12 protein-coding genes are annotated in these 12,419 nt (G+C 32.1%); 4 read left to right on the forward strand and 8 right to left on the reverse strand.

Annotation, left to right across the window (positions count from 1 at the left end; genetic code table 11):
- Positions 1-230 precede the first annotated feature (230 nt).
- The 4 genes from B0A81_RS10785 to B0A81_RS10800 all read left to right on the forward strand — a co-directional run bounded on the left by B0A81_RS10785 (position 231) and on the right by B0A81_RS10800 (position 4,362).
- Positions 231-1,592, forward strand: a complete 1,362-nt coding sequence (locus B0A81_RS10785) for an exonuclease domain-containing protein (protein ID WP_089055969.1) — start codon at positions 231-233, stop codon at positions 1,590-1,592.
- A gap of 29 nt (positions 1,593-1,621) precedes the next feature.
- On the forward strand, positions 1,622-2,461 hold the full coding sequence (locus tag B0A81_RS10790) for an ion transporter (RefSeq protein ID WP_089058049.1): 840 nt from the start codon (positions 1,622-1,624) through the stop codon (positions 2,459-2,461).
- A 155-nt stretch (positions 2,462-2,616) separates the two neighbouring features.
- Positions 2,617-3,537 carry a tRNA (adenosine(37)-N6)-dimethylallyltransferase MiaA gene (gene miaA / locus B0A81_RS10795; RefSeq protein ID WP_089058050.1) on the forward strand — a complete coding sequence of 307 codons (921 nt, stop codon included), beginning with the start codon at positions 2,617-2,619 and terminating at the stop codon, positions 3,535-3,537.
- A gap of 78 nt (positions 3,538-3,615) precedes the next feature.
- Entirely contained in the window at positions 3,616-4,362 is a 747-nt protein-coding gene (locus tag B0A81_RS10800; RefSeq protein WP_089058051.1) for an acyl-[acyl-carrier-protein] thioesterase, read from the forward strand.
- A 112-nt stretch (positions 4,363-4,474) separates the two neighbouring features.
- Here B0A81_RS10800 and B0A81_RS10805 read toward each other — a convergent pair whose 3' ends face one another.
- The 8 genes from B0A81_RS10805 to B0A81_RS10840 all read right to left on the reverse strand — a co-directional run bounded on the left by B0A81_RS10805 (position 4,475) and on the right by B0A81_RS10840 (position 12,356).
- On the reverse strand, positions 4,475-5,002 hold the full coding sequence (locus tag B0A81_RS10805) for a hypothetical protein (RefSeq protein ID WP_089058052.1): 528 nt from the start codon (positions 5,000-5,002) through the stop codon (positions 4,475-4,477).
- A 75-nt stretch (positions 5,003-5,077) separates the two neighbouring features.
- Entirely contained in the window at positions 5,078-5,767 is a 690-nt protein-coding gene (gene prfH, locus B0A81_RS10810; protein WP_089058053.1) for a peptide chain release factor H, read from the reverse strand.
- On the reverse strand, positions 5,755-6,366 hold the full coding sequence (locus tag B0A81_RS10815) for a hypothetical protein (RefSeq protein ID WP_089058087.1): 612 nt from the start codon (positions 6,364-6,366) through the stop codon (positions 5,755-5,757). The genes prfH and B0A81_RS10815 overlap by 13 nt, the downstream gene beginning before the upstream one ends.
- 13 nt (positions 6,367-6,379) lie before the next feature.
- Positions 6,380-7,771, reverse strand: coding sequence for an RtcB family protein (locus B0A81_RS10820; RefSeq protein ID WP_089058054.1), 1,392 nt, complete (start codon positions 7,769-7,771; stop codon positions 6,380-6,382).
- Between the two features lie 620 nt (positions 7,772-8,391).
- Complete coding sequence (locus B0A81_RS10825; RefSeq protein ID WP_071637402.1) at positions 8,392-9,108, reverse strand: response regulator transcription factor; 717 nt, start codon at positions 9,106-9,108, stop codon at positions 8,392-8,394.
- Positions 9,109-9,111: 3 nt separating this feature from the next.
- The gene (locus B0A81_RS10830) at positions 9,112-10,698 is read right to left on the reverse strand and encodes a sensor histidine kinase (RefSeq protein WP_089058055.1); all 1,587 of its coding nucleotides are present in this window, start codon (positions 10,696-10,698) and stop codon (positions 9,112-9,114) included.
- A gap of 59 nt (positions 10,699-10,757) precedes the next feature.
- Positions 10,758-11,354 (reverse strand): dephospho-CoA kinase, encoded by a 597-nt coding sequence (coaE, locus tag B0A81_RS10835; RefSeq protein WP_089058056.1) that lies wholly within the window; start codon positions 11,352-11,354, stop codon positions 10,758-10,760.
- 3 nt (positions 11,355-11,357) lie between these two features.
- Positions 11,358-12,356, reverse strand: coding sequence for a glycosyltransferase (locus B0A81_RS10840; RefSeq protein ID WP_089058057.1), 999 nt, complete (start codon positions 12,354-12,356; stop codon positions 11,358-11,360).
- Positions 12,357-12,419 lie beyond the last annotated feature (63 nt).

Here is a 12,419-nt window from a genome sequence, read left to right on the forward strand (position 1 = left end):
ATTTTAAACTTACAATAATTTTAAAAAAAAGAATGGTTTTTCAAGTAGTATTTTCTATCTTGAAACCTGAAAAAATATTATAATTCAAGAATATAAAAATGAAGATATTCTCTAATCAAAGAGAATACTGAAACAAATAAACGAGCCGTTTTTAAAGTCTATTTTTTAAAGGATAAAAAAACGAATTATTTGATTTTTATTTCTATATCATTGACCATTGACATTTAAGAATGTACGCAATACTAGACATAGAAACTACTGGAGGCCAGTTTAATGAAGAAGGAATTACTGAAATTGCCATTTATAAATTTGATGGCCATGAAGTAGTTGATCAGTTTATCAGCCTAATTAATCCCGAAATTCCAATTCAGCCCTTTGTGGTTAAATTAACTGGAATCAACAATGCTATGTTGCAGTCAGCTCCAAAATTTTTTGAAGTAGCCAAGCGAATCATCGAAATAACATCAGACTGTATTATTGTTGCTCACAACGCATCATTTGATTACCGAATTTTACGAACAGAATTTAGACGTCTTGGTTATGACTTTCAAGCAAAAACACTTTGTACCGTTGAACTTGCAAAAAAATTAATTCCAGAGCAGCCTTCCTATAGTTTAGGAAAACTAGTGCGCGCTCTTGGAATTCCAATGGCAGACAGACATCGCGCCAGCGGAGATGCAATGGCAACTACAAAGTTGTTTAAAATGCTTTTAGAAAAAGACTTAGAAAAAACAATCGTAAAAGATTTTATAAAGCTGGAAGTAGAAAAAGGAATTGCACCAAAATTTCTAGATCTATTAAACCAAATGCCTGCAAAAACCGGCGTATATTATATTTACAACGAAAGCGGGACTTTAATATACATCGGCAAAAGTCAAAACATAAAAAAAAGAATCAATCAGCATTTTACAGGAATCACGACAAAAAGTAAAAAAATCCAAGCCGAAGTTTTTACTATTACATATGATGAAACCGGAAGTGAATTAATTGCTCTTTTAAAAGAAAGTGAAGAAATAAAAATAAACAGACCGCGATATAATCGTGCTCAACGCAAAACAATTTTTCAATATGCCCTATATTCTGAAAAAGATTCAAATGGCTATATTAATCTAAAAATTGAAAAAACCGACGGTCGTAAGCGAGAAATCACTTCGTTTGTTACTCTGCAAGAAGCGAAAAATGCCCTTTTTAGATTCACAGAAAAATATCATCTCTGTCAAAAACTGACGGGACTTTATCAAACAAAAAAAGAGTGTTTTCAATATAAAATAAAACAGTGCGACGGAGCTTGTATTGGCGAAATTACTCCAGAAGTTTACAATGCCCGAGTGCAGCAGTTTATCTCTGAAAATAGTTTTGAGAATAAAAGCATGATTTTAAAAGACAGAGGTCGAAATGTAAACGAAAGAAGTGCCGTTTTGATCGAAAATGGAATCTATAAAGGTTATGCGTATTACGATTTAAATTATCAAATTACGAATATCGAGATTCTAAAAAACATTTTAATACCAATGCAGCACAATCGAGATGTAAAAAATATTATACAGAACTACATCCGTAAAAACAAGAATCTCAAGATTCTTCATTTTTAACGCTCGAAACTATCATTAGCTTCGCTGATATGAAAAACAAAAAAACGAACTACGAAATATTCAGAGAACGAATAAAAATTATTCTATACGGTACTAATACCATATTAGGACGAATGTTCGATTTGGTTTTATTGGGATTGATATTACTAAGTGTTCTTCTTATTATGCTCGATACCGTCGAAGGAATCAGCCAAAAATACCACAACCAGCTGCTTATTTGCGAATGGATTATTACTGTGTTTTTTACAATAGAATATATCTTAAGAATCATCTCCATTCAAAAACCAGTCAAATACGTATTCAGCTTCTACGGGATTATCGATTTACTTGCTGTTTTACCTATGTATTTATCAATATTTTTTCCTGGAGCAAGTGTTTTATCCGTTGTCAGAGCGCTGCGTTTTTTCCGATTATTCAAAATACTGCATATTCCACAAATCTCCCATCAATCCGCACAGCTTAAAGATGCAATAGAAGCCAGTAAGGAGAAAATTTTAGTTTTCATCTATTTTGTACTTATCAGTACCGTAATCATTGGTACAATTATGTATTTAGTCGAAGGCAAAGAGTCTGGATTCACCAGTATTCCAATGGGAATTTACTGGACAATCGTAACACTGACAACAGTTGGTTACGGTGACATTTCGCCACAATCTCCTTTAGGACAGTTTATCGCAGCACTTGTAATGATTTTAGGTTATGGAATCATTGCTGTTCCAACTGGAATTGTAACCGCAGAGTTTGCAAAAAGCAGTCTAAAAAGCAGTTCCGTAAACACTAAAAAAACATGCAAAAAATGTCAATCGCAAGTTCACTTCGATAACGCCAAATATTGTTACGAATGCGGAACTCAATTGCCAAATAGTTAAATTTAAGAAGCTGATCCGGCTGTACATTGCAACTCCTCCTTATCTTTGTTGTTTTTTAAAGGCATAAAAAAAGCTTCTAAAGTCGCTTTTTTATCCCAAAAAAAACGAACAAACATAAGTCCGGGGTTTTCATTTCCATCCGGGCTAAAAACAATATGAAATACCTAATTACCATTGTCGGACCAACAGCAATAGGCAAAACAGCCTTAAGTATTGCTTTAGCACAACATTTCAAATGCGAAATTGTTTCTTGCGACAGCCGTCAGTTTTTCAAAGAAATGACCATTGGAACCGCAGTTCCTAATCAAGAAGAATTAAGTGCGGCCCAACATCATTTCATTCAAAACAAATCTATTTTCGAAAATTATACCGTTGGTGATTACGAAAAAGAAGCTTTAGCCAAAATTGAAGAACTATTTCAAACCAATGATTTTGTCATTCTTATTGGTGGTTCAGGATTATATGTTGATGCCATTTTAAAAGGTTTCGATGAATTTCCTGAGATCGATCCTCAAGTTCGTTCTCTAGTAAACGCTAATTATGAAAAACTTGGAATTGAATATCTTCAAGAACAACTGAAAAGTTTAGATCCTGAATATTATCAAAAAATTACTTTAGAAAACCCGCAAACACTACAAAATCCACAGCGAATGATGCGTTTTGTAGAAGTTTGTATTGGAGCCCAAAAACCCTATTCATCATTTCTAAATCAGAAAAAAAACAATAGAAACTTCACTCCTATTTTAATTGGTTTAGATGCCGACAGAGAAATCATTTACAACCGAATCAACCAGCGTGTTGATATTATGATGAATGAAGGTTTACTTGAAGAAGCAAAAGCATTGTATCCTAATAAAGCGTTAAATGCACTTCAAACCGTCGGTTATAGAGAATTATTTAGTTATTTTGATGGAGAATTCACTTTGCCTTTTGCCATAGATGAAATCAAAAAAAATACACGACGATTCTCCAAAAGACAATTAACGTGGTTCAAACGAAATGAAAATACAAAATGGTTTGATTACGCAACAGATAGAAAAAGAATTATTGACTACATAGAAAATCTTCTAAAGTAAAAGTCTTTTTTCTTTCATCTATATTCTATTTTCTGAGGTAAAATCTAAAATCAACAATCTAAACTCTAAAAACATCAAATGCCAATATCTCCAAATTTTACATCCGTTTTAAGTAAAGACTGGGAAATCAATTTTACACAATGTACGCCAACAGGTTTCTTAAAATATACCGATTTGTGTAATATTTTACAATTAACCGCTGCCGCACACTCTGAAATTGGAGGAATCAGCTTTTATGATATGCAGGAATTTCACCAAGCTTGGGTTTTAAGCCGAATGCGCGTCGAAGTTCACGCTTTACCAAAATGGCAGGATGTAGTAACCGTAAAAACATGGATTAATAGTCTGGAGAACTCACGCTCCGTTCGTGCTTTAGAAATGTATGTAAACGGAAAGAAGATCGTAGGCTGCGAAACCTATTGGGCAGTTTTTAATACACAATTACGCCGCCCGGAAGCTTTAGCGTTGCCTTACGAACATTTCGAATTATTTCCTGAAAATAGAGCAACTGAGGAAGGTTTTTCTAAAATAAATATCAATCACGAAAAAGAAGCCGTTTTTGAAAAAATAGTTTACTTATCTGATTTAGACATTGTAAACCACGTAAACAACGTAAAATATCTTGAATGGTGTCTCGATCATGTTGACCCAAAAAGAATCATGAAGCAGGAAGTAAAAAGCTTCGAAATGAATTTCATGAAAGAACTTTCATTAAAAGATAATGTTGTGATTCATGAAAGTGAAGATGACGATCATACAACAGCGACATTCAGCATTACAAAAGGCGACAAAACCTGCTTTGCTTTAGAATTGCATTGGAAGTAAATTTCTTCTCTATTTACACAATCTTGTCATTTCGACGAAGGAGAAATCACAGACTTTGAGCTTACTCCTAAAATAAAAAACGATGCAAATTGCATCGTTTTTTTGTTTAAAATCATCTCGATTTCTCTTTAGAGCTCTTTTTAGTTTTCCTTTTTTTCTTTAACAAATCTATTTTTCCTTGAATTCTTTTCTCTACTTCACTAATATCAGAATCAAAAGCAAACTGTAAAGTGCATAATTTTGCATTTCTAATTTCTTTTAATGCTTTTTCAAATTCCTTTTGAACTTCAAAAAGAATCGCTTGCTTCACATAGATATCAGATTTATTTATTCCTTTTATCGTTAAAGCAAAATCGATTAACTTTTGAGCTTCTTCAAAATCTTCATTTAAAATTAAAGTCTGCAAATAATGCGGATACACTTCAAACGCATAAATATTAATAGCCAAAGCTTCCTGAAAATAGGATTTTGCATCTTCATAATTCAGTAACTGCTCCGCCTGAATTCTTCCGTACAAACACAAAACCATAGTATTTTTTGCATCATAAGAAAAAGCATAATCCAAAGACTCAATGGTTTCCTCAAGCGAATACGGATAGTTATCCAAAGCCTGAAAAAGATATTTATCAATTGTTTTCATTTTATCTGTTGATATTTATTGTTATTTTGATCACATATAATTCGCATATCATTATTGTTTCTTGCGATCAAGTTTTTAATCATGCTCATTTCGTAAATCGTTTTTTAATTTCTGACGAGTTCCTTTATAATTTTTCTCTATTTTATTCTTCTTAAAATCACTCCCGGTAAAAACTCTAATAGGATTCCCACGCTGAATATTCTGCTGATTTTCCCATTGTTTTCCTACATGATTTTTAAGCTGAGTTAGTTTTTCGTCTTCTAATTTTTTTAATAATCTTTCTGTTGCTAATTTTTTGTTTTGATGCTGCGAACGACTGTCCATTGCTACCACAGCAATTCCAGTAGGAATATGTGTTGCACGAATTGCTGAACTCACTTTATTCACATGCTGACCTCCTGCTCCAGAACTACGCATTGCCTGATACTGAATATCATTTTCTGAAACTGATGCATTTTTTTGCGGTTCGATTTCAAAAATCCCGATAAACCAGTTCTTCCGTTTGTGCATTTTCCTAAACTGACTTTGACCGATCCACTGAATTGTACCAACCCAAGAATTCACAAAACTGTCCGCATTTATTCCTTTTACAGCAATTGATGCTGTTTCAACCGTTCCATTTTCCTGACCAACTTCTCGCTGAAGCAAAACAACATCCAGCTGCTGATCTTGCGCTTCATCCAAAACTTTTTTAAGCACTTGGGCAGCAACCCAAGTGCATTCAGCAGGTCCGCGACCCGCTGTTATTTGAATTATTCTTTCCATTTTCTTAAAATCTTAAGCAATTTTTCTCTACTTTTTGCTGCTTTTACAAATTGCGGTAAACGAGAAACTAAACTTGATGAATAGTTAACTTTCGAATTCCGTTCTCTTAAATCAGCTTGAATATATCTTTCTAAATAATCAATATGATCTTGATTATAAGCCCAAAAAATATTGTCGCCTACTTCTTTTTGAAACCACAAAGGCAAATTATACCAACTTTCTTTTACCAAACCAACATCTTGTTTTGATTCCTTTCTAACTCTATAAGACTTTGTTTTCCATTCCTCTTGAAAATTACAATGAGGACATTTGGTTTTATACATAAGCGGCTTTTCTTTTAATGCCTGAGACTCGTATTCAAATTTTTCAAAGCAATTATTACAATACTCTTTCCCGTATGCCACATATTGATAAATAGGTTCATCAATTTTGTAAAAGCAATCTTTGCATTCAAAAATCATTGTGATGCATTTACCACATTCACAATCTTTTTTAGGTACACTCTTTACATTGGCCCTAGATTCACATTTTGGGCACTTTACTAAAATCTCATTGTAGAAACTCCCTAACCATTTATTTTCATCTTGAAATCTTTCCATAACCTTCTTTTTTTTAACGATCCATTCTAACAATCTTCGGCGTAAAAGTTCCCAAAACTTCAACCAGATCGGTTTGATTTGCCATTACTTTTGTAATGTCCTTATACGCCATTGGAGCTTCGTCAATGTTTCCTCCAATCAAGGTTACATCATTTGCTTTCAAAACCTTTTTAATTTCACTTTGCGTAAACGTACTTTTACATTTCGCTCGAGAAAACAAACGTCCAGCGCCATGTGAAGCAGAATTTAAACTATCTGCATTTCCTTTTCCTTTTACAATGTAGCCTGGCGCAGTCATCGAACCAGGAATAATTCCCAACTGACCTTCTGCCGCAGGAGTCGCACCTTTTCTGTGAACAATACATTCCTTACCGTTTAACATCTCTTTCCATGCAAAATTATGATGGTTTTCAATTGTTACTACAACTCGTTTACCAATTGCTTTTGCAATTCGCCTATGAATATCGTCATGACAAGCTTTTGCATATTCTCCGGCTAAATTCATCGCCAGCCAATATTCCTGACCATCGTGCGTATTTAAATCTAACCAAGCCAAATGCTGTACGTTTTTTGGTAACGGACACTGCTTTGTTGCCAGATACGTATAATGTTTCGCAATGTTTGCCCCTAAACCACGAGAACCGCTATGCGAAAGAACGGCAAAATATTCGCCTTTATCAAGCTTCCATTCGTTCTCTGGGTTTTCAATTTTAGCGATTCCGAATTCGACAAAATGATTTCCTCCACCTGAACTTCCTAATTGTTTATAGGCTTTTGGTAAAAGATTCTTCAGTAATGGAATATCCTGAAATTCACTTTTATAAAACACTTCATGATCGACTCTTGAAGCGTGCGTTTCATACATCCCAAATTTTGTATTGTCTTTTAAAATTGCTTCTAATTGATGTTCTTTTCCTTTGAAATGAGAAGCGGGCAAATCGAAAATCGAAAGACTCATTCGGCATCCAATATCAACCCCAACTCCATACGGAATTACAGCATTATCTGTTGCCAAAACTCCGCCAATTGGCAATCCATAACCCGAATGTGCGTCTGGCATTAATGCTCCTGCAACTGAAACTGGCAGCTTCAAAGAATCATACAGTTGAAACTTTGCCTGCTGATCTATTTCATTTTCGCCAAAAATCGTAAAAGGTACTCTTGTTGTTTTAAGCTGATGCATTCTAACCTGAACTGGTTTTATCAAACCTTCGGCTACTTTTCCCCAAGTTCCATGTCCATCATAATTTTCAGGATTTAAGAGTACATCTTTTGCTTCCGTTAAAATAGATTCCTTTTTTTCTCTTTTTCTATATCTGTTTATCTGCCCTAAAGCAATATTTATTGAATTGTTCTTTGGAAAACCTAATTTAATCAGGTCTTTTCCAGTTAATTTATTTCCCATAAATTATTTAATTATTTGTTGTGCAAGCTCAAATCAAAATGAACTGTAAATGGTTCAAAATGAAATAAACATGCGAAATCTTTAATCCTTTCGGATAGTTGTTAAATTATTCTTTCGGGAAAATTTGAAGTGTCTAGAATAAAAAAAGCCCGAAACTAAATGTCTTCGGGCTCTTTTATATATCTAAAAAGGTATTTCTAAGATTGAAATAAGCCACGAAGAAATGCTGCACCAAATCTGTTTGGTGTGAAGCTTTGTGATGTTGATGTAAATACAAACATTTTCTTCGTTTTTAAAAGGGTTATTATTTTTTCGTCTGCAAATATTCAGAATTGTTTTTTGAATATCCAAATTTATTTTAAAGAAAATTCTTTAAAATAAATTTTTACTCTCTTTAATACTTAACAAAAACAAAACTATTAGCTTGGTAATAAGACTTTTAACTCCAATGAAATTTAATTAGATTTTTGTCGGCATTACCAACGATTTCAACCGTTAGTGTGTAATTAATTATTGTAATTCGTCTTCTAAGGTTGAAATCGTGAGCTATATAAATTCTAATTTTAAAGCATAAAAAAAGCTCTGATTACTCAGAGCTTCTATTTTTTCGGATGAATTTATTATTCAGACACTTTGCTTTTAACAACTAATCTGAAACCTTCTCCGTGAATATTTAAGATTTCTACATCTTCATCTGCTTTTAGATATTTTCTAAGTTTCGCGATGTAAACGTCCATACTTCTTGAAGTAAAGTAATTGTCGTCTCTCCAAATCTTAGTCAAAGCCAATTCTCTTGGCATTAAGTCATTTTCATGAAGAATCAACATTTTAAGCAATTCGTTCTCTTTTGGAGACAATTTTATTGGTTCTTCGTTTTCAAAAGTTAAAAATCTAAGTTTAGAATTAAGGTGGAATTTACCAATATTAAACTCAAATTGAACTTGTTCTGCTTTTGTATCAGCAGATTTTCTTTGAATAATAGCTTTTATTTTCATCAATAAAACTTCTGAATCAAAAGGCTTATTCAAATAATCGTCAGCACCAGCTTTGTATCCTTTTAACACATCCTCTTTCATAGATTTTGCTGTTAAGAAGATAATAGGCACTTCACTGTTTTTTTCTCTGATTTCTTTGGCTAAAGTGTAACCATCTTTATAAGGCATCATTACATCCAGAATGCATAAATCATATACATCTTTTTTGAATTTCTCGAAACCTTCCATACCGTTTTTAGCTAAAGTAACTTCAAAGTCATTTAACATTAGATAATCTTTAAGAACTGCCCCAAAATTAAGGTCATCTTCTACTAAAAGTATTCTTTTGTTATTATTTTCCATATTTTAATTTATTAATGGTATTTTTATTATAAAGGTGCTACCTTTTCCTTTTTCACTTTCAACATATACTTGACCATTGTGGTCTTCTACAATTCTTTTTACGTAAGCAAGACCTAAACCATGTCCTTTTACGTTATGTAAATCTCCTGTATGTTCTCTATAAAACTTCTCAAAAACCCTTTTTTGAGCAATTTTACTCATACCTAATCCATTGTCTTTTACTTTTATCAGAATCATGTCTTTGACATTCTCTGTAAAAATTTCAATTTCAGGAGTATCTGGTGAATATTTTATTGCATTTTCTAAAATATTAACCAATACGTTTGTAAAATGTACTTCATTTATCAAACAAGTGGTTCTGGCTGCATTATAATGTCTTACAACAGTCCCTTTTCTATCTTCTAAAATTAAATTTACGTGCTCAATTGCATCATCAATTATTTCAGTAATTACAGTTGGCTCTTTTGTAATATCTAATTCTCGTTTTTCAAGTTTAGAAATACGTAATACATTCTCAACTTGTGCATGCATTCTCTTATTCTCATCCCGAATCATTTGAAGATAACGATAAACCTTTTCTTTATCTTCAATAATTTTTGGATTCCTAATTGCATCCAGCGCTAAATTTATAGTTGCAATTGGAGTTTTAAACTCATGCGTCATATTATTTATAAAATCGGTTTTGATTTCAGAAATATGTTTTTGACGCAGCAACTGGTTTAATGCACTGGTATAAGCTATTATAATAATTAATGTAAAAACGATCGATAATATCGTAATGCTTAACAATTCAGATAATAAAAATTTCTTTTTATGAGGAAATGTAACTGATAACTGATACTTACTATTTCCTTCGTTATCTGTAAAAATTGGAATACTATACGTTGCCTCTTTGTCGTAATGAAATCCATCCGACTTTATTTTAGTTGGAACGCCGCTGCTGTAAACTCCAAATTCAAATTTGGTTTTAACGCCGTATTCTTCTAATTCTTTCTTTAAGAGTTTATAGAGTTTATCTTTTGTAATTCTGCCATCAATTGGGGTTAATGACGCAATATCTTTATATTGAATTTGCTGTTGAACTTTATTAAGAATATCTAAACTACCTGATTTTTCAATCTTTAGATCAGGTATTAAACTCTGTCCTAAATTATTATTATCAATACCGTTATTATTGTTATAAACTTCAGTTACTCTTTTCGTACTAAAATTTTTAAATCGTTCACTGCTGAATTTTTTATTAAAAAGCGAACCGCTTATATCATAATCTTCAGAAGTTAATGTATTCGAGTATATAATAGTTTTATTCGTCTTTGCATTTCTCTGAACATAAAAAACCTGCAATAAATCTTCTTTTTTTGGAATTTTCCCTGTACTGTCTTTTATACGATTGTATTTATCGTAAAAACTGTACTCTTCTTGTTGTTCAAGCTTATCAGCAACATTTCCGATTACTTGTGTAACGTGGTATTTAAACTGTTCTTCGTTATTTTTAAACGAAGAATTAAACCAAAATACCTGTACTAGAATTATCCCTATTAAGGACAAGCTCATCAATAAAACAAGTATTCTAAAAAATAATTTATTCATCGAAACAAAATTAATATTTTAACAATATACTAAATAATACATTAACCAAATATTAACATTTAAGACTGATTTTGTTTTATATTTAAAATTTTAAGAATTTTAACAACTTCTTCGTTAGCAATTTTAAGATTACTGTTATTAATAACAAAATTGCTCAAAGAAATTCGTTTTTCATCATTCCACTGCATTTCCATTCGGCTTAAAACCTGTTCTCTTGTAGTATTGTCGCGTTTTATTACTCTTTCAATACGTACTTCGATTGGAGCTGTTACAGTAACAATGTAATCACACTCTTTATATCTTCCGCTTTCAAATAAAATAGCTGCTTCATAAACCACAAATTGATCGTTTTTATGCTGCTGGAGCCAATTTTCAAAATCCTTTTTAACAGCTGGATGCACAATAGCATTTAACTGAGCGAGCTTATCTGCATTATTAAATACAATTTCAGCAAGTTTTGCTCTATTTAAAACATTGTTTTCAAAAAAAGTCTCACCAAAAGCGCTTTTTATTTTATCGATAATTTCAATCGACTGCATTACTTTCTTGGCTTCATCATCGGATATATAAACCGGCACACCTTTTTCTTTAAAAAAATTGGCTATTGTAGTTTTACCGCTTCCAATTCCGCCTGTTAAACCAATGACTTTAACCATGAATTATACTTTAAAAAACATACGAGGAAAAGCTTCTTGCGGTTTTCTCTTTAATAAAATAACTTTTATGAAAGACTCTAAAAACCCTCTTCCATATCCGTAAAACTGTTTCCAAACTGCAATTACAGATAGATACCCAATTTTAATGCTTTTATTCTGAATAGTTGCTGTAAGAAAAATTATAACGAAATATACAAAATATAATTGTAATAAAATATCAATATTGAATATTAATAGTAAAAAAGCTAATAATAGACCTAATATAAACAAAGTAGGAAACCAGAAAGTCAGCTTTTTATGCTCTGGATACCAACTATTTAATATTGGACGAGCTTTTCCGAACTTATTAACCTGTATCGAGAATTTCTCCCAATCGATTCTACGTTTATGATACACATAGGCATCTGGAAATAATCGAGTTTCAAATCCTAAATTCCATAAACGAATGGATAAATCCGGATCTTCCCCAGGATGTATATTACCAAATCCTTTTGAAGCTTCAAATGCTTTTTTAGAAATTCCCATATTAAAACTTCGCGGCTGAAACTTATTAATTTTTTCAGAACCACCACGAATTCCTCCTGTTGTCAAGAAAGAAGTCATAGCAAAATTGATTGCTTTTTGTATGTCTGAAAAACTATCTAATGCTTTATCTGGACCACCAAAACAATCCACATAATCTTCATTTAAAGCCTTGCGAACTTCACTTAGATAATTTGGAGGAATTATACAATCTGAATCGAATATGATAAAATAATCTCCTCTAGCCTTTTGCATTCCAAAATTTCTAGAATCACCCGGCCCGGAATTTTCTTTAAAATAGTATGAAATATTTAATTTTCCTTGATAAGTCATTACAACATCTTTACAAGGAATTGTCGACCCGTCTTCGACAAGGACAATCTCAAAAGCTTCATTATAATCAGATTTTGAAAGACTTTCTAAAAGCTCATCTACTTCATCTGGACGATTATACACAGGTATAATTAAAGAAAAAATCATAATGGGAATGCGGTATTAAATTGTATATTTTAAACTTTAAAAATTTTAACAAAGATAGGCTAT

Origin of the sequence: Flavobacterium plurextorum (assembly GCF_002217395.1) — a bacterium.
Classification (GTDB): Bacteria; Bacteroidota; Bacteroidia; order Flavobacteriales; family Flavobacteriaceae; genus Flavobacterium; species Flavobacterium plurextorum.

Coding starts and splice junctions, on each gene's coding strand:
- B0A81_RS10785 (WP_089055969.1), top strand. CDS start 231: ATGTACGCAATACTAGACATAGAAACTACTGGAGGCCAGTTTAATGAA.
- B0A81_RS10790 (WP_089058049.1), top strand. CDS start 1,622: ATGAAAAACAAAAAAACGAACTACGAAATATTCAGAGAACGAATAAAA.
- miaA (WP_089058050.1), top strand. CDS start 2,617: ATGAAATACCTAATTACCATTGTCGGACCAACAGCAATAGGCAAAACA.
- B0A81_RS10800 (WP_089058051.1), top strand. CDS start 3,616: ATGCCAATATCTCCAAATTTTACATCCGTTTTAAGTAAAGACTGGGAA.
- B0A81_RS10805 (WP_089058052.1), bottom strand. CDS start 5,002: ATGAAAACAATTGATAAATATCTTTTTCAGGCTTTGGATAACTATCCG.
- prfH (WP_089058053.1), bottom strand. CDS start 5,767: ATGGAAAGAATAATTCAAATAACAGCGGGTCGCGGACCTGCTGAATGC.
- B0A81_RS10815 (WP_089058087.1), bottom strand. CDS start 6,366: ATGGAAAGATTTCAAGATGAAAATAAATGGTTAGGGAGTTTCTACAAT.
- B0A81_RS10820 (WP_089058054.1), bottom strand. CDS start 7,771: ATGGGAAATAAATTAACTGGAAAAGACCTGATTAAATTAGGTTTTCCA.
- B0A81_RS10825 (WP_071637402.1), bottom strand. CDS start 9,108: ATGGAAAATAATAACAAAAGAATACTTTTAGTAGAAGATGACCTTAAT.
- B0A81_RS10830 (WP_089058055.1), bottom strand. CDS start 10,698: ATGAATAAATTATTTTTTAGAATACTTGTTTTATTGATGAGCTTGTCC.
- coaE (WP_089058056.1), bottom strand. CDS start 11,354: ATGGTTAAAGTCATTGGTTTAACAGGCGGAATTGGAAGCGGTAAAACT.
- B0A81_RS10840 (WP_089058057.1), bottom strand. CDS start 12,356: ATGATTTTTTCTTTAATTATACCTGTGTATAATCGTCCAGATGAAGTA.